At 72.8% G+C, this 17,619-nt stretch carries 14 protein-coding genes; 8 read left to right on the forward strand and 6 right to left on the reverse strand.

The genetic code is table 11. The features are described 5' to 3' along the window. Positions 1-29 precede the first annotated feature (29 nt). From cofD to AB0K14_RS32660, 3 genes are read left to right on the forward strand one after another with little or no spacing between them, the layout of a single operon-like run. Positions 30-995 (forward strand): 2-phospho-L-lactate transferase, encoded by a 966-nt coding sequence (gene cofD / locus AB0K14_RS32650; protein ID WP_360452257.1) that lies wholly within the window; start codon positions 30-32, stop codon positions 993-995. Further along, a complete protein-coding gene (locus tag AB0K14_RS32655) occupies positions 985-2,322 on the forward strand; it encodes a coenzyme F420-0:L-glutamate ligase (protein ID WP_360452255.1) in 1,338 nt (445 codons plus the stop codon). The genes cofD and AB0K14_RS32655 overlap by 11 nt, the downstream gene beginning before the upstream one ends. Beyond that, entirely contained in the window at positions 2,319-2,864 is a 546-nt protein-coding gene (locus AB0K14_RS32660) for an NUDIX domain-containing protein (protein ID WP_360452253.1), read from the forward strand. Before AB0K14_RS32655 ends, AB0K14_RS32660 begins: the two co-directional genes overlap by 4 nt. 216 nt (positions 2,865-3,080) lie before the next feature. Here AB0K14_RS32660 and AB0K14_RS32665 read toward each other — a convergent pair whose 3' ends face one another. Then, positions 3,081-3,470, reverse strand: coding sequence for a hypothetical protein (locus AB0K14_RS32665; protein WP_360452251.1), 390 nt, complete (start codon positions 3,468-3,470; stop codon positions 3,081-3,083). 157 nt (positions 3,471-3,627) lie between these two features. Between AB0K14_RS32665 and AB0K14_RS32670 the strand changes: the two genes are divergently transcribed. Next, a complete protein-coding gene (locus AB0K14_RS32670) occupies positions 3,628-4,704 on the forward strand; it encodes an NDP-sugar synthase (protein ID WP_360452249.1) in 1,077 nt (358 codons plus the stop codon). Positions 4,705-4,724: 20 nt separating this feature from the next. Then, positions 4,725-5,615, forward strand: a complete 891-nt coding sequence (locus AB0K14_RS32675; RefSeq protein WP_360452247.1) for a DNA-3-methyladenine glycosylase 2 family protein — start codon at positions 4,725-4,727, stop codon at positions 5,613-5,615. Here AB0K14_RS32675 and AB0K14_RS32680 read toward each other — a convergent pair. The 4 genes from AB0K14_RS32680 to AB0K14_RS32695 all read right to left on the reverse strand — a co-directional run bounded on the left by AB0K14_RS32680 (position 5,600) and on the right by AB0K14_RS32695 (position 12,023). Continuing rightward, positions 5,600-8,770: an ATP-binding protein gene (locus AB0K14_RS32680; protein ID WP_360452245.1), complete on the reverse strand. Its 3,171-nt coding sequence runs from the start codon at positions 8,768-8,770 to the stop codon at positions 5,600-5,602. The genes AB0K14_RS32675 and AB0K14_RS32680 overlap by 16 nt on opposite strands. A gap of 39 nt (positions 8,771-8,809) precedes the next feature. Then, on the reverse strand, positions 8,810-9,661 hold the full coding sequence (locus tag AB0K14_RS32685; protein WP_360452243.1) for a glycosyltransferase family 2 protein: 852 nt from the start codon (positions 9,659-9,661) through the stop codon (positions 8,810-8,812). Positions 9,662-9,781: 120 nt separating this feature from the next. Next, positions 9,782-10,909: a glycosyltransferase family 1 protein gene (locus tag AB0K14_RS32690; RefSeq protein ID WP_360452501.1), complete on the reverse strand. Its 1,128-nt coding sequence runs from the start codon at positions 10,907-10,909 to the stop codon at positions 9,782-9,784. 79 nt (positions 10,910-10,988) lie between these two features. After that, on the reverse strand, positions 10,989-12,023 hold the full coding sequence (locus AB0K14_RS32695) for a glycosyltransferase family 1 protein (protein ID WP_360452241.1): 1,035 nt from the start codon (positions 12,021-12,023) through the stop codon (positions 10,989-10,991). Between the two features lie 26 nt (positions 12,024-12,049). Between AB0K14_RS32695 and AB0K14_RS32700 the strand changes: the two genes are divergently transcribed. The 3 genes from AB0K14_RS32700 (at position 12,050) to AB0K14_RS32710 (ending at position 16,612) form a co-directional block, all read left to right on the forward strand. Then, positions 12,050-12,964, forward strand: a complete 915-nt coding sequence (locus AB0K14_RS32700) for a glycosyltransferase family 2 protein (RefSeq protein WP_360452499.1) — start codon at positions 12,050-12,052, stop codon at positions 12,962-12,964. 77 nt (positions 12,965-13,041) lie between these two features. Further along, a complete protein-coding gene (locus tag AB0K14_RS32705) occupies positions 13,042-15,534 on the forward strand; it encodes a glycosyltransferase (RefSeq protein WP_360452239.1) in 2,493 nt (830 codons plus the stop codon). Beyond that, positions 15,527-16,612, forward strand: a complete 1,086-nt coding sequence (locus AB0K14_RS32710) for a glycosyltransferase family 1 protein (RefSeq protein ID WP_360452237.1) — start codon at positions 15,527-15,529, stop codon at positions 16,610-16,612. Before AB0K14_RS32705 ends, AB0K14_RS32710 begins: the two co-directional genes overlap by 8 nt. Here the strand turns inward: AB0K14_RS32710 and AB0K14_RS32715 are convergent. Continuing rightward, positions 16,551-17,588 carry a WYL domain-containing protein gene (locus AB0K14_RS32715; RefSeq protein ID WP_360452235.1) on the reverse strand — a complete coding sequence of 346 codons (1,038 nt, stop codon included), beginning with the start codon at positions 17,586-17,588 and terminating at the stop codon, positions 16,551-16,553. The genes AB0K14_RS32710 and AB0K14_RS32715 overlap by 62 nt on opposite strands. Between the last annotated feature and the right edge of the window lie 31 nt (positions 17,589-17,619).

The raw sequence follows: 17,619 nt of genomic DNA on the forward strand, positions 1-17,619 counted from the left end.
TTGTCAGGCCCGTGGGAGGATGGCGACTCGTGAAGGTCGTCGTACTGGTTGGCGGGGTTGGCGGGGCGCGGTTCCTGGTCGGGCTGAAGAGCCTGCTGACCGGTCCGGAGCACGAGATCACCGCCGTGGTGAACACGGGTGACGACGTGTGGATGCACGGGTTGCGGATCTGTCCCGACCTGGACACCTGCATGTACACCCTCGGGGGCGGTATCGACTCCGAACGCGGCTGGGGTCGCGCGGGCGAGACGTGGGCGGTCAAGGAGGAGCTGGCGGCCTACGGCGCCGACCCGACGTGGTTCGGGCTGGGCGACCGCGACGTCGCCACGCACCTGGTGCGGACCCGGATGCTGCGCGCGGGGTACCCGCTGTCGGCGGTGACCGAGGCGCTGTGCCACCGCTGGGAGCCCGGTGTGCGGTTGCTGCCCATGTCGGACGACCGGGTCGAGACGCACGTCGTCGTGACGATGGACGAGGGCGAGAAGGCGATCCACTTCCAGGAGTGGTGGGTCAAGCACCGCGCCCAGCTGCCCGCGCGGTCGTTCGCGTCGGTCGGGGTGGAGACGGCGACGCCCGCCCCCGGTGTGCTGGACGCGTTGCGCGACGCCGACGCGGTGTTGATCGCGCCGTCGAACCCGGTGGTGAGCGTGAACACGATCCTGGGTGTGCCGGGGGTGCGTGACGCGTTGCGCAAGACGGAGGCGGGCGTGGTCGGGCTGTCGCCGATCATCGGCGGCAAACCGTTGCGCGGGATGGCGGACGCGTGCCTGTCGGCGATCGGCGTGGAGACCTCCGCCGAGGCCGTCGGCCGGTACTACGGTTCGCGCAAGACGACGGACAAGGGCGTGCTGGACGGCTGGCTCGTGCACACCGGTGACCGGTCCGACGTGCCGGGTGTCGCGGTGCGCGCGGTGCCGCTGCTGATGTCCGATGTGGACGCGACGGCGGCGATGGCACGGGCGGCGCTGGAACTGGCCGGTGTCGATGTCGGCTGATCACGGCGCACCCGCGCCGATCACGGTGCTGCCGGTGACCGGGCTGCCGGAGTTCCGGCCCGGTGACGACCTGGCTTCCGCCCTCGCTTCCGCCGCGCCCTGGCTGGCCGACGGTGACGTCGTCGTGGTGACGTCCAAGGTGCTGTCCAAAGTGGAAGGTCGGTTGGTGTCGGTGCCCGCCGACCCCGAGGAGCGCGACGCCGTGCGGCGGCAGTGGGTCGAGGCCGAGTCGGTGCGCGTGCTGGCGCGGCGCGGGCGGACGTTGATCACCGAGAACAAGCTGGGGATCGTGCAGGCGGCGTCCGGTGTGGACGCGTCCAACGTGGCCGGTGACGAGATCGCGCTGCTGCCGGTCGACCCGGACGGCTCGGCCGCGGCGCTGCGGGCGGCGTTGGCGTCGCGGTTGGGCGTGTCGGTCGCGGTCGTGGTGACGGACACGATGGGCCGGGCGTGGCGGGTGGGTCAGACCGATGCCGCGATCGGCGCGTCCGGGCTGGCCGTGCTGCACCGGTACGCGGGGTCGGCGGACAGGTTCGGCAACCCGCTGGTGGTGACCGAGGTCGCGGTGGCCGACGAGATCGCGGCGGCGGCCGACCTGGTGAAGGGCAAGCTGGGCGCGGTTCCGGTGGCCGTGGTGCGCGGGCTGGTGGTGGTCGACGACGGGTCGTCCGCGCGTGACCTGGCCCGGCCGGTGGCGGAGGACCTCTTTCGGTTGGGCACGGCCGAGGCGGTGGCGCAGGGTCGGGCCGAGGCGGTGCTGCTGCGCCGTTCGGTGCGGTCGTTCACGTCGGCGCCGGTGTCGGTGGAGGTGGTCCGCCGGGCGGTGGCGGCGGCGTTGACCGCGCCCGCGCCGCACCACACGCGGCCGGTGCGGTTCGTGCGGTTGACCGCTCGGCGGGACGTGCTGCTGGACGCGATGGCGGACCGGTGGCGTGCGGACCTGCGTGGCGACGGGTTGCCGGAGGACCGGGTCGACGCGCGGGTGCGGCGGGGTGACATCCTGCGCAACGCGCCGGAGGTCGTCGTGCCGTTCCTGGTGCGGACCGGGGAGCACGCCTACCCGGACGCGCGGCGGACGGCGGCCGAGCGGACCATGTTCACGATCGCGGGCGGTGCGGCGGTGCAGGGGCTGCTGGTGGCGTTGGCCGCCGAGGGGCTGGGGTCGTGCTGGGTGTCGTCCACGATCTTCTGCGCGGACGTGGTGCGCGAGGTGCTGGAGCTGCCCGACTCGTGGGAGCCGCTGGGTGCGGTGGCGATCGGGCACCCGGAGGTCGAGCTCACGCCGCGTTCGCCCGGTGAGTCGGACGAGAGGTTCCTGGAGCTGTGAGCTTCTCGGACCTGCACGCGGACGCGGTGGCGACGTTGGGCGCGTGGCGTCCCGCCGACCGGACGCAGGAGTCGCTGCGACAGGCGTACCTGGGGTTCCTGGCGGCTCGTGAGGACGCTTGCCTGCGTTCGTGCGAGCCGGGGCACATCACGGCGTCCGCGCTGGTGGTGGACGCTTCGGGGGACCGGACGTTGCTCACGCTGCACCCGCGCGTCGGCCGGTGGTTGCAGTTGGGCGGGCACTGCGAGCCGTCGGACCTGACCCTGGCCGGCGCCGCGCTGCGGGAGGCGACGGAGGAGTCCGGCGTCGAGGGCCTGGAGATCTCCCCGACCCCGATCCACCTGGACGTCCACCCGATCACGTGCTCACTGGGCAAGCCGACCCGTCACTTCGACGTCCGCTTCCTGGTCCGCGCGCCCCTGTCCGCCCGCCCGCTGCGCAGCACCGAGTCCGTCGACCTCCGGTGGTGGCCCCTGACCGCCCTCCCGCCGGACACCGACGACCTGCACCCCATGATCACCGCCGCCCACCCCCACCTCTGACCCGCGCGAGTCGAACCTCCAGCCCCCGCGTGTCCTACGTTCAGAACCACCGTGTCCTACGTTCAGGACCCCCGAGTTCAACACTCAGGACCCGGGCCGGTTGTTCTGAGTGTTGAACTCGGGGTACGCGAACGTAGGACACGCGCGACGTGAAGGTAGGACACGCGCGTGTTGGAGGTTCGGCTCGCGGGACGTGAGGGTTCGACTCGCGTGGGGTCAGGTGTCGCCGTTGAGGCGTTGGGTCAGGCCCTGGGGTTGCGAGGGCTGACCGCCGGAGAGGCGTTGGGACAGGGACGGGCGGGAGGTCGGGACCTGTTGGACGGTCGGGACCGGACCGGGGGCGACGCGGAGTTCGGGCTCGGGTTCCGGGGCGGCCGGTGGTGGCGGCGGAGCCGGCGGGGCGGGCTGACCTGCGGCGACGTGTGCGGCCAGCACCATGGTCGAGTCGGGGTCGGCACGCGGGTCGACCGCGTTGACCATGGACCGTGGGATCTGCTGTGTCGCCGACGAGTCCATGGGCGACGTCATGTTGTCCGGCGTCACGACGTGGATGCCACGTGCACGAGCACGGGCCAGCGCCGCGTCGGCCCGAGCGCGGGGGTCCATCCGGATCTCTCCTGCGTGTGCCTTGGGCCGGCTTGGGGAACGCCGGCGTGCCGATCGGTGACGCTCGCCGACACGGACCACCGCCCGTGCCGCCGGAGTGCTCGTGCCAGAGTATTCGCAAACTACGGGTGGAAGTAAGCGGAGGAGGAAAAACGGCATGTCGGAGCTGCAAGGCGCCGAGGCAGTGGTTCTGGTCGGGGGCAAGGGAACCCGACTCCGACCACTGACCCTGTCCGCGCCCAAGCCCATGCTGCCGACCGCCGGGGTGCCGTTCCTCACCCACTTGCTGTCGCGGATCCGGGAAGCCGGCATCACTCACGTGGTGCTCGGCACGTCCTACAAGGCCGAGGTCTTCGAGGAGCACTTCGGCGACGGCGCGGCGCTCGGCCTGGAGCTGGAGTACGTGGTCGAGGACGTGCCGCTGGACACGGCGGGCGCGATCCGCAACGTCGCCCACAAGCTGCGCGAACGCGACGTGATGGTGTTCAACGGCGACATCCTGTCGGGCGTCGACCTGCGCGCGGTGGTCGACACGCACCGCACGGCCGAGGCCGACGTGACGCTGCACCTGGTGCGGGTGGAGGACCCACGCCGGTTCGGCTGCGTCCCCACCGACGCCGACGGCCGCGTCACGGCGTTCCTGGAGAAGACGGAGGACCCGCCGACCGACCAGATCAACGCGGGTTGCTACGTGTTCCGCCGCGAGGTGATCGAGGGCATCCCCGCGGGTCGGCCGGTGTCGGTGGAGCGGGAGACGTTCCCGGGGCTCTTGGCGGCGGGCGCGCGGGTGCAGGCCTACGTCGACGCGTCGTACTGGCTGGACCTGGGCACGCCGGCCGCGTTCGTGCAGGGTTCGGCGGACCTGGTGCGCGGGATCGCGCCGACGGCCGCGCTCACGCTCCAGGGCGACGCGGTGATCCTCGACGGCGCGACGGTGGACGAGAACGCGGTGGTCACGGGAGGTGCGACGATCGGCAGGGGCTGCACGGTCGCAGCCGGTGCGGTGGTGGACGGCTCGGTGCTGTTCGACGGCGCGGTGGTCGGCGAGGGCGCGCGCGTCGAGCGCAGCGTGCTCGGGGCGAACTCGCTGGTGCAGGCCGGTGCGGTGGTGTCCGACGCGGTGATCGGTGACAACGCGGTGGTCGGCGCGCGGTGCGAGCTGATCAACGGCGCCCGGGTGTGGCCGGGTGTCGCGCTGCCCGAGGGAGGGGTGCGGTTCTCCGCCGATGTGTAGCCGAGGTGTAATGGCCAGTGATGCCCTCTAGGACGTGGACGCCGACGTTCCCGCTGGACGTCGGCGCGCTGCTGATGCCGTTGCGACGGGGCGCGGGCGATCCGACGTTCCGCGCCGGCGCCGACGGCGTGTGGCTGGCCGCCAACACCCCGGTGGGTCCGGGCACCCTGCGCGTCCGCGTCACCGACGTGGTGGAGGCGGACGCGTGGGGTGACGGCGCGCAGTGGCTGCTCGACGGGCTGCCCGCGTTGCTGGGCGACGGCGACGACGACTCGGCGTTCGAGTGCCACCACCCGCTGGTGGCGGAGGCGCGGCGGCGACGTCCCGGGCTCAGGCTCGGCACCACGGGCCGGGTGTGGGACGCGCTGCTGCCCTCGATCCTGGAGCAGAAGGTGACGGGCATCGAGGCGTTCCGGTCGTACCGGGAGCTGACGCGCAGGTTCGGCACGCCCGCGCCCGGTACGACCGGCCTGTACGTCCCGCCGACGCCGCGGGCGATCTTGAGCATCACGGACTGGGAGTGGCACAAGGCCGGTGTCGACGGCGGACGGCGCCGTGCGCTCATCGCGGCGGCCCAGGTCGCGCACCGCTTGGAGCGGGCGTGCGAGATGCGCGGTGAGGACGGCCGCAACCTGCTCCGGAAGGTGCCGGGCATCGGCGTCTGGACGGCGGCCGAGGTCGCGCAGCGGGCGTGGGGCGACCCGGACGCGGTCAGCTTCGGCGACTACCACCTGGCCGGCGTCGTCGGCTGGGCGTTGGTCGGCGAGGCCGTGGACGACGACGGCATGGCCGAGATCCTGGCCCCGTACGCACCCCAACGCCACCGCGCCGTCCGCTACATCCTCGCCTCGGGAGCCACCAAACCGCGCCGGGGTCCGCGCTTCTCGCCCCGCGACTACCGCGCCATGTGATCGCCCAGACCGATCGACTCCAGCGCACGTCGGAGACGGACGTGCAGGTGCCGGTCGGTGGCGGCGATCCGGTCGAGGTCGAGGTCACGCAGCAGGCTGGGGACGTCCTGGAAGACGAGCGCGAGGTCGAAGCCGAGTTCGATGAAGCCGACGAGCGCTTCGGCGACCACGTGCGGCTGGTTCTCGCCCACTGCTCGATCGGCGACCACCTGCGCGACCAGGTTGACCGCGTCGGGGTGTTCCTCACCAGTGTCAGCCACCAGGCGCAACGCGCACCTTATCAACGGTCTGATCTCGCCGCTCCCGAGTGAGACGACTTGTTCGAGCAGTGCGGGGGTCGCCGCCGGATCGCTGGCCACGGCGTCGAACAGCACCGACCAGTAACGCACTCCCAGCAGCAATCCTGGTCGCAGCACGGTTAAGGCGGACGTGTAGGCGGCCACCCGCTCGCTCGGGTCGGGCGCGGTCAGAGCGGTCAGCAATAAGTGCACCGGGGTGGTGAGTCGCCCTTGATGGACCAGGAGCAAACTCATCGCGGAACTCATCTGCACCATGACGGGTTCGAGGTTGTGGAGCAGCATGCCTTCACGCCACGACGTGTGCACGGACTCCCACCTGTGAATCTCATGAAGGTAATCCGGCAGGTCGTAGCTCGCGTGAGGGTTCGGCATCTCCAACAACCAGCTCACATCGACCCTTGGAAGCGGCTCGTCGCCCCGCAGGACGACCGACGGGTCTGGCGACGGCTCGATCGTGAGCACTTGGGTGATGGTGTCCCACTCCTCCTCGCCCAGTTGTGACTGCCACAGGAGGGTCAAGGATTGCCACGTCGTTCGGTCGGGGAAAGCCCATCGGCCGCCCACCACGACGGCGAGGACGACCAGGTTCGCCGTGTACGCCGCGATGCGGTGGGCGATTGGCAAGGTGCGCGGGAGGTAGTCGGGGTGGTCGGCGCCCGGTAGCCGGTGTTGGGCCGTGGCCAGCAGGGCGGTGAACAGCTCGTGCAGTTCCGCGCGGTCGGCTTCGGGGGTGTCGTCGAACAGCTCGCGCAGGAACGAGATCACCGGAGTGCGCGTGGTCAGCGACGCGAAGGACAGGACGGGCTCCAGCCAACCCGTGCCCTCCTGGCGGCCGTACAGCGACGTCGCCGCCCGTTCCTTCGCCAGCACCTCCAGCGACAGCCGGTGGACGAGGCGCGCGACCAGGTATTCGCCGAACGTCGCGTGCAGGAACTCGTAGGTCCGCGAGACCTGGTCGTCGTGCGCGGCACGGGCGGCGTGGACGAAGAAGAAACGACCCACCGCCAACTGCGCCGAGCTGAGTCGGAGCTTGTCGCGGACCCCTCGCGCCCCGGAGTGGAGGAGGGCGTTCAGGTCGTCGTCCAGGTCGCTCTCGTCGATCCACTGGACGCCCCGGTTGAACATCGCGAAAGCCACGACCGACAGCCGGACCAGATCCTCCTCCACGGCCAGCTCGACCTGGTCGTCCAACGCGTGGCGGAGGCTCTTGTCGACCTCGCGGCGGGCGAACCTGGTCAGCAGTCGTTCGTACAGGCGGGCCTTGGCGAGTTCCGCGCCCTCGGTGTCGAGGGCGTTCCCGTCGGCGTTGTAGAGGGCCAGCATGAACAGCAACAACGGCTGGCCGGCCAGGTCGTCGAAGCGAAGCGCCACGTCGGGTTCGAGGACCGCGCCGGGGTTGGCCGTGTTCCAGACGTCCAGCCAGCGGCGGACCTGGTCGGCGCTGAACGGCTCCAGCCTCAGCACCATCGTCGGGCCGGCCAGCCGGGCGCGGTTCGCCACCGCGACACGGGTGGTCACCACGACGATCACCGCTCGTCCCTGGTCGAGCTCCCGCTGCTGGAACTCGCGCACCCGGGCCAGGTAGTCCGACTTGCTCGTGCCGGTGGCCTGGAGCAGTTCGTCGAAGCCGTCGAGGAGCACCACCGGAATGGCGGGCTTCGCCGAACGGGCGAGGTCCGGCCAGGTCAGCCGTTCACCGGTGGCGTGCGTGACGGCTGCCTCGATCTGGTCCTGCAACGTCGTGTCGGCGGCCACGTCCCGCAGCACGACCCGGATCGGCAGGTAGTCCTCCGCGGGCAACTGCGCGGCCAGCATCTTGGTCAGCAGCGACTTGCCCGCGCCCGGTTGACCCAGCACGACCAGCGGGGCGGCGGTCGCCTGTGAGGAGGTGAAGTAGCCGGCGAGGTAGTCGTCCAGGTGGACGCGGACCGGCTTCTCCGACCACCAGCCGTCCGCGCTGACGTCGTCGGCCGTGTCGGCTTCCACGACCTTGAAGCGCGGCGGCACGTACGCCCGGGCCAACGTCGGCAGCACCAGGCCGGACGGGACGTCACCCGCCACGATCGGGCGGTCCAGCGCGGCGCGGTAGCCGCGGGCCAGGGCGTTGCGGCGGTCGTCGGGCAGCTGGGCACCGACGAGTCGGCCCAGGAAGGCGCGCAGGTCCGCCAAGCCGGTGCGGACCTCGGCCCGGGTCGCCGCGTGCTCGATGCCGGAGGTCCAGACCGCGAGCTCCGGGCATTCGAGCGACAGCTGCCGGTACCGCGACCGGTAGTGGTCCACCGCCCGGTACGGCACCTCGGCGGTGGCCCTCGTGCCGAACTCGTCGCGTTCGGCCTCGGTGAGGTCGTACCAGACCTCGAAACCGCTCAGGAAGTCGACCACTTCGCTGACCATGAGGGTGTAGAAGGACGAGAGCTCGTCGGTGACGGCGTCCGGTGGCTGTTCGGGGCTCGGCAGCGGGATCGAGGTGCCCAGCAGCACTCGGACGAGGTCGGCCTTGCGCCTGGACGCGGGCCGGTCGGCGCCCGCGAGGGTCAGCTGCTCGCCCGGGCCGATCTTGAGCTTGAACGGCAGGCCGACGTCGTCCACGGCCTCGAAGAACGCGGTGATCACGAGGATGCTGTGTGCGGCTTCGAGTAATCGGGTCCGGTCGACTCGGTGCAGGCCGTGGACCCGCTCGCGCACCGACGACAACACCTGCTTGCCGACCCGGACCACCTCGGTGCGGGCGTCCAGCAGGTCGATCCCGCCCGTGGCCACCACCCCCGCTGCCGAGGCGTGGTCGAGGAACTTCACCAGGCCGGTGTCGCCGCCGAGCAGCTTCACGGCGTCGCCGTAGGAGAGGGACCTGCGCATCCGGCCATCATCCACGGAACGGGCCGTGGCGAGGCGTGGTTAGTGGGTCATCATCCGGAGGCGCAGGGACAGGCCCGCGCGCACGGCCAGCATCAGCGGCGCCCAGAGCGGGCCGCGGTGGCGGTCGGCCAGGTAGCGGTAGGCGCTGGAGTGGTGGGCGGCGAGCATGCGCTTGGACGCGCGCCGGGTGGAGTGGCCGCCGATGTGCACGACCTCCGCCTCCGGCACGTACACGTTCAGCCAGCCGGCCCGGCCGAGCCGGTCGCCCAGGTCGACGTCCTCGAAGTACATGAAGTAGCGCGGGTCGAAGCCGTCGACCGAGTCGAACGCCTCCCGCCGCATCAGCAGGCACGAGCCGGACAGCCACCCGGCGGTGCGCTCCTCCGGCGCCGACGCGGCCTGCCGGTACTCCCGCGACCACGGGTTCGACGGCCACACGACCGCGAACAACGCGTGCCCCACACCGCGCCCCAACGACGGCAGCAGGCGTGCCGACGGGTACACGTCGCCGGACGGTTCCCGGATCAGGGGGCCGAACGCGCCGCCGCGGGGCCACCGCTTGGCCGCTTCCAGCAGCTTGTCCAGGCTGCCCACGCCCCACGACAGGTCCGGGTTGGCGATCACCACCCACCCGACCGACTCCGGCAGGGATGCCACGCCGCGGTTCGCGCCCGCGCCGTAGCCGAGGTTGCCCCCGGTCGGCACGAACGTGACGTGCGGGTGCTCGGCGGCGGCGCGCTCGGGCACGCCGTCGGTGGACCCGTTGTCCGCCAGCACGACCGACACCGGCCGGGTGGTCGCCGCGGACAGCGTGGACAGGAAGGTGTCCAGGGTCTCGCCGGGCGAGTAGGTGACGGTCACCACCGCCAGCTCGTCTCCGTAACGCGTCACGGCGGCCACCCTAGTGGTGGTTCGCGTCGTGCACGACGGCGTGTCCCCCGCCGTGTGGGACGAGCCACCGGTTCACGCCGCGATCGGCCGGCCGAGTGGGGTGCGGCCGTGGCGTCCGCCTTAGCGCCGCCGGTGCGAACGCGCGGCGCGCTCGTAGGCCAACCGGTGCCGGGCCGCCGACGTCGACCAGGAGAAGTCCTTCGCCCGCACGACCGCCGCCGACGCCAGCTCGGCGCGCCGGGCCGGGTCGTCCAGCAGCTCACCCAGGGCCGCCGCGATGTCACCGGCGCCGACCCCGCAGTACGCCACCGCGTCGCCACCGACCTCGGGCAGGCTCAGCCGCCGGGTGGTCAGCACGGCCGCGCCGCAGGCCATGGCCTCCAGCACGGGCAGCCCGAACCCCTCGCCGAGCGACGGGTACGCCACCATCTCCGCACCGCCGAGGAACCCGGCCAGCGACGAGAACGGCAGGTAACCGGCCCGGATCACGCGGACCCGGTGCGGCACGGCGTCGAGCGCCCGTTCGACCTGGCTGTCCCAGCCGGGCTGGCCGGCCAGCACGAGCGCGGGCGGGTCGGGCCGGTCGCGGCACGCCTGCGCGAAACCGCGGATCAGCGCCGGGACGTTCTTGCGCGGCTCCAGCGCCCCCAGGAAGGCCACGTAGGGCGCGTCACCCAGCGACAGCATCCGCCGGACCGCGGCCACCTCCTCGGGCGTCGGCGGGTGGAACCGCTCGGTCTCCACGCCGTGCTGGGCGATGTGCAGCAGCCGCCGGTCCGCGCCCGCGACCCGCGCCAACTCGTCCGCGGTCGCCCGCGACGGCACGATGCACAGCGCGGCCCGCCGCAGGGAGGCCCTAGTCCAGGCCCGGAAGAAGCGGGCCTTGACCGACGAGTGCAGCACCGCGTCGGTGAAGAAGGTCGCGTCGTGCAGCGTCACCACCGACGCCGCGCGGTTGGCCAGCGGCACGGTGTAGTGCGGCGAGTGCACGACCGCCACGCCGAGCCGGTTCGCCAGCCGCGGCAGGGTGGTCTGCTCCCACGTCAACCGGGCGGTCCGGGTCGCCACCGCGTCCGCCGCAGGCAGGACCCGCGAGTCGGGCGCCAGGGACGTGTAGAGCTCGGCGTCGCGGGGTTGGCACACCACGCTGAGCCTGGCCCCGTCCGCGTCCAGCGCGGCCACCAGGGAGTCCACGTACCGTCCGACGCCACCTCGGTCGGTTGGGACGGCGGTGGCGTCGATCAGCACGCTGGGTTCGACGGGTGACACGCGGTGAAGGGTACGGCGGGCGGCCGACAGGTTGACCGGGAATGGCGCAAACGGTTCATTAACGAAACAGCCCCAGGTGGATGTCCCACACCGACCGGGCGGCGTTCTCCCAGGTGAAAGCCTCGGCACGGAGCCGTCCGGCGGCGACCAGGCGGTCCGCGAGCGGTGCGTCGGACAGCACCGAACGCAGTCCTGTGACCAGCGCCTCACGGTCACCGCGCGCCACCACCACGCCCGCGCCGCCGGCCACCTCCACCAGCGCGGGCGCGTCCGAGTGGACCACCGGCACGCCGGCCGCCATCGCCTCCACCACCGGCAGCCCGAACCCCTCGGCCAGGCTCGGCGCGGCCAGCACCGCCGCCCGGCGCAGGACGAACGCCAACCGGGCGTCGCTCAGCCGGCCCAGCAGGTGGACGTGCGGTGCGCGCAGGTCCACCCCGCCCCACCCCTGCGGTCCGACCACGACCAGCGGCACGCCGAGGTCGGCGGTCGCGGACACCAACAGGTCGAAGCCCTTGCGCGGCTCGATGGTGCCGATCGCCAGCACGTACCGGGGTGGCACGTCCACCGGCTCCTCCGCCGGGAACGCCGTCACCCCGTTTCCCACCACGTGGACGGGGACCGGCCCCGGCGCGTACCGCCGCAACTGCTCCGCCACCACGGACGTCGGCACCACGATCGCGCCCGCCCGTGCCGCGGCACGACTGATCACGCGCTGGTGCCACGCCACACCGCGCGGCGTCAACGTCGACGGGTGGGTCCACGGCACGGTGTCGTGCACGGTCACCACCACCCGACCGCGCGGCGGCGCGAACGGCGTGAACGCGTGCACCGAGTCACCGCCCGGCCAGTAGGGCACGCCCCGCTCCCAGGCCGCGATCAGCGCACGCCGGGGCAGCGGCAGCACGCGCGGCCCGAGCACCCCGGGCACCACGGCCGCCGACACGTCCGCGTGCCTGCTCACCACACCCGTGACGGTCCACCCGGCGGGCGCGGTGGCGGCCAGCGCGGCGGCCAGCTCACGGGTGTACCGGCCGGTACCGCCGGGCACCGGCGCCAGCAACTGCTCGGTCAGCACAACGAGGTCGGGCACGTCGCGTACCGTCTCACGCCGTGTCGATCCCCAGCACGACGGTGGTCGTGGTGACGTGGCGGGGCCGCGAGCACATCACCGCGTGCCTCGACGCCCTCGCCCGGCAACGTCCACATCGGACCCTGGTGGTGGACAACGCTTCCGACGACGGCACGGCCGACCTGGTCGCCGCGCACCCCAGCCGCCCGGAGACCCTCCGCCTGACCGCGAACCGCGGTTACGCGGGCGGTCTCGCGGCCGCGCTGCCCAGGGTCACCACGAGGTACGTGGCCTGGCTCAACGACGACGCCGTGCCCGAGGACGACTGGCTCGCCGAGCTCGAAGACGCCTTGCACGCCACCCCCGACGCCGCCGCGGCGACCCCGTCGATGCTGTTGGCCGACGGCTCGACCCAGTCGGTGGGCGTCCGGCTCACCGCCGACGGGCACGGCGCCGACCTGGTCCTCGCGGGCCGCGACGTGTTCGGCTTCTGCGGGGGCGCGGCGCTGCTCCGCCGGGACGCGTTGACGCAGGTGGGCGGTGTGCCGGCGGCGTTCTTCTGCTACTACGAGGACACCGACACGGCGTGGCGGCTGAGGCTGGCCGGCCACCGGGTGCTCTCCGTCGGCCCGGCCCGCGTCCGCCACCGGCACGGCGCGAGCACCAACCCCGGCTCACGCCCGTTCCACCGCTGGAACGAGCGCAACCGGCTGCTGACGCTCCTGCGCTGCGCGCCCCTGGGCGCGGCGGTGCGGGAGCTGGCCAGGTTCACCGCGATCACCGCCCTGCTGCCGGTCCGGAGGAACGTCCCCGACGCGGCGAACTTCGAGGTTCCGCTCCGCCTGCGGGTGCTGCTGGAGGTGCTGGCCAGGCTGCCCGGCACGCTGGTCGAGCGCCGGCGGATCGGCCGACGTGCGACGGTGGCCCGGCGCGTGGTGTGGCGGGAGTGGGCGGGCCGGTAGCGGGGCGGCGGGCCCGACGCCGAGGCGTAGGGCACCTTGACCTCACGCTGCGGAGCGTGATGAGGCAGAGTTAGCCCGTGGAGCAAGGGACCCTGCCTGTGGTCTCGGTGGTCGTGGTCAACTACCGCGGCGCCGACGACACCATCACCTGCCTGCGCGCGTTGTTCGGCGACCTCGACTACCCGGCGGAGAAACTCCAGGTCATCGTGGTCGACAACGCCTCGGGCGACGGCAGCGCGGACCGCGTCCGGGCCGCCGCGCCGAACGCCGAGGTGGTCGAGGCCCCGGGCAACCTTGGCTTCGCGGGCGGCTGCAACCTGGGTGTGCGCGGCGCGCGCGGGTCGGTGGTCGCGTTCCTCAACAACGACGCCCGCCCGCACCCCCGGTGGCTGCGCGAGGCGGTGGCGGTGCTGCGCGCCGAGCCCGCCGTCGGCGCGGTGGCGAGCAAGGTGCTCGACTGGGACGGCCGCGAGATCGACTTCGTGGACGGCGGCCTCACCTGGTTCGGCATGGGCTACAAGCGGCACGCGGGGCAGCCCGACGACGGCTCCCACGACACACCGCGCGACGTGCTGTTCGGCACCGGCTCGGCGCTCGTGGCGCGCACCGCGGTGTTCCGCGAGCTCGGCGGGTTCGACGAGCGGTTCTTCATGTTCTACGAGGACGTCGACCTCGGCTGGCGGATGAACCTGCGCGGCTGGCGCGTCCGGTACGTGCCCACGTCCCTGACCTTCCACAAGCACCACGCGTCGATGTCCACCGTGGACACCAGCCGCGAGCTGTACCTGTTGGAGCGCAACGCCCTCGCCTCGCTGTACAAGAACTTCTCCGACGAGACGCTGGCCAAGGTGCTGCCCGCGGCGCTGGCCCTGGTGGTCCGCCGGGCCACCGCGCGCGGCGAGCTCGACGCCACGCAGCTGGAGATCACCCGCCGCCCGGACGACCCCGCCGACGACCGCGCGCCGGTGCCGGTGTCGCGGCAGGCGCTGGCCGGGTTCCTCGCGATCGACCAGTTCGTGGAGCTGCTGCCGTCGCTGGCCGAGTCCCGCCAGGCCGAGCAGGCCGCGCGCCGGCTGACCGACGCCGACCTGGTGCCGTTGATGCGCAAGGCGATGGAACCCGCCTACCCGCTGCCCCGCTACCTGGCCGCGCACGACGTGCTGGTCGAGGTGTTCGGGCTGGAAGAGGTGTTCGGCCGGCCCCGGCGGGTGCTGGTGGTCACCGGCGACGCCATCTCCGACAAGATGGCGGGCCCCGCGATCCGGGCGTGGAACATGGCCGACGTGCTGTCCGGCGAGCACGACGTCCGGCTGGTCACGATCAACGCGCTGTGCGCGCCGCCCGAGTCGTCGTTCCCGGTGGACCGCGCCGCGCCGCGCGAGCTGGTCGAGCACGCCAAGTGGGCCGACATCATCGTGCTCCAGGGTCACGTGCTGGAGAACCTGGGCTTCCTCAAGGAACCCGGCAACACCAAGATCGTCGTTTGCGACATCTACGACCCGATGCACCTGGAGCTGCTGGAGCAGGGCAAGGACTCGACCGACGAGCAGCGCGAGCTCGACCTGGTCGGCGTCACCCGGATCATCGACAACCAGCTGCGCCGCGGCGACTTCTTCCTGTGCGCCTCCGAGCGGCAACGGCACTTCTGGCTCGGCCACCTGACCGCGATCGGCCGCATCACCCCGTCGCTGTACGACAACGACCCGACCACGCGCTCGCTGCTGGCCGAGGCGCCGTTCGGGCTGGCGGGCAAGCCGCCGCAGCGCACCGGGCCGGGCCTGCGCTCCACCCTGGGCATCGACGCCGGTGACAAGGTCGTGCTGTGGGCGGGCGGCGTCTACAGCTGGTTCGACCCGCTGACCCTGCTGCACGCGGTGGACCGGCTGCGCAGGCGCCGGTCGGACGTGCGGCTGGTGTTCCTGGGCATGAAGCACCCCAACCCCGAGGTGCCGGACATGGACATCGCCGGGCAGACCCGCGCGTTGGCCGACCGGCTCGGCCTCGCCGGCGAGCACGTGTTCTTCAACGAGACCTGGGTGCCCTACCACGACCGGCAGAACTGGCTGCTCGACGCGGACGCGGGCGTCACCACGCACTACGAGCACGTGGAGACGACGTTCGCGTTCCGGACGCGGGTGCTGGACTACCTGTGGGCCGGGCTGCCGATCGTGACCACCGACGGCGACTCGTTCGCCGACCTGGTGCGCCGGGAGCGCCTCGGGGTCGTGGTGCCGTCGGAGGACCCGGACGCGTTGGCCGACGCGCTGGAGAAGGTCATGTACGACACCGCTTTCGCCGCCGCCTGCGTGGAGCGGATCGCGGCCGTGCGGGAGCGGTTCACCTGGGAGAACGTGCTCGCGCCGCTGACCGCGTTCTGCCGCAACCCGCGGCCGGCCGCGGACCGCCTGCCCGGCTCGTCGTTCATGGTGGCCAACCGGCCGCTCGGGCGGCTGGAGAAGGTGCAGCGGGACGTGGCGCTGGTCAAGGAGTACATGACCGCCGGTGGCGCGGGCGAGGTGGCCCGCCGGGCGACCGGCCGGGTGCTGAAGAAGTTGCGCGGCCGTGGCTAGGCCGTTGCGGGTGCTGATCGACGGCACCCCGCTGCTCGGGCAGCGGACCGGGATCGGCCGGTACACCGCGGCGTTGGCCGAGGAGCTGGCGTCGATGCTGGACGAGGTGGACGTCCGGGCGGTCGCGTTCACGTTGCGCGGGTGGCGTGCGCTGCGGACCGTGCTGCCGCACGACGTGGTGGCGCGCGGGCTGCCGGTGTCGGCGCGGCTGCTGCGCCAGTTCTGGCTGCGGATGCCGTTCCCGCCGGTGGAGTTCCTGGCCGGGCCGACCGACGTCATGCACGCGACGAACTTCATCCTGCCGCCCGTGCTGCGGGCCGGCGGCGTGACCACCATCCACGACCTGGCGTTCCTGGACACGCCCGGCGACCTGCCGCCGTCGGACCGCCGGCTGCCCGAACTGGTGCAGAAGTCGGCGACGCGGGCGGACGTCGTGTGCACGCCGACCCGTGCGGTGGCCGAGGTGGTGATGGAGCGGTTGGGCGTGCCGGAGTCGAAGATCGTGGTGACCCCGCTGGGCGTCGACCCGGCCTGGTTCGCCGCCCGGTCGCCGTCGCCCGCGCTGCGCGCCCGGTTGGGGCTGCCGTCGGAGTACCTGCTGTTCGTGGGCGCGGGCGGGCCGCGCAAGGGCTTGGGGACGTTGCTGACCGCCCACGCCGCCCGGCCCTCGTTGCCGCCGCTGGTGCTGGCCGGGCCGCACGTGGCCGGCTCCGACGATCGCGTGCTGCGGACCGGCTACCTGAACGACGTGGACCTCAGGAGCGTCGTGGCGGGCGCGGCGGCGTTGGTGCTGCCGTCCCGCGACGAGGGGTTCGGGCTGCCCGTGCTGGAGGCGTTGGCCTGCAACGTGCCCGTGGTGTGCACGGACGTGGCGGCGTTGCGCGAGGTGGCCGGTGGGCACGCGGTGCACGTGCCGGTCGGTGACGTGGAGGCCTTGGCGACGGCCATGGTCGACGCCGTCGAGGCCCCGCCCACGGCCGCCGACCAGGCGGCGCGGCGGACGCACGCGGCGGAGTTCACGTGGCGGCGGACGGCGGAGAAGACGGTCGCGGCCTACCGGCGTGCTGCGGGGCGGTGACCGGAGCCGTCGGGGTGGCGGTGGCAGTGGCGGTGGCGTCGGCCAGCCGGGCGGCCAGCGCCCGGACGTGCTCGACCAGTTCCGGCGGTTCGTGCACGGTGAAGTCGAACCCCTTCGTCGTGACGTAGATGGCCAGCTCGTCCAGCGAGTCGGACCCGGCCCGCAGCGTGCAGCTGCGCTCGTCGATCGGCTCCAGCGCCCCCGTGGTCGGCGCGATCCGCTCCGCCGCCACCTCCACGCCGACGTGCAGCGTGAACCTGGCCCGGTACCGGTAGGCGGACGTGGAGATCGCCCGTGAGGTGTAGCCACCGAGGTCGGGGTCGGGCGGTGTGCGCGGGGTGAACCGGGGGCCGGTCGGCGTGCGCGGCTCCAGGCGGTCGACCCGGTAGGTGCGCCAGTCCTGCCGGTCGACGTCCCAGCCGACGAGGTACCAGCGCCTGCCCGCGTGCACCAGGCGGTGCGGCTCGATCGTGCGGACGCCGACGGTGCCGTCGTGGGTGCGGTAGTCGAAGCGCAGGCGCAGCGAGTCGCGACAGGCGGCGGCGATGGCGGTCAGGGTGCCCGGGTCGACGGTGGGGCCGGCGTTGGCCATCGGCACCGTCATCGACTGGAGGGCGTTGATCCGGTGGCGCAGCCGGGACGGCAGCACCTGTTCGAGCTTGGCCAGCGCCCGCACCGAGGTCTCCTCGATACCGGTGATCGAACCACCGGCGGCCGTGCGCAGGCCCATCGCGACCGCGACGGCTTCGTCGTCGTCCAGCAGCAGCGGCGGCAGGTCCGCGCCCGCGCCGAGCCGGTAGCCGGCGGTTCCCGCGGTGGCGTCCACGGGATAGCCCAGGACGCGCAGCCGGTCGATGTCACGGCGCACCGTGCGCGTGGTGACCTCCAGGCGCTCGGCCAGCTCCGAGCCGGACCAGTCACGTCGGGTCTGCAGCAGCGAGAGCAGTCGCAGCAGCCGTGCCGAGGTTTCCCACATGCCTCGAAGTCTGCCACCGTCCTAGGACCGA

This window comes from Actinosynnema sp. NPDC050801, from assembly GCF_040673975.1.
Taxonomy (GTDB): Bacteria; Actinomycetota; Actinomycetes; order Mycobacteriales; family Pseudonocardiaceae; genus Actinosynnema.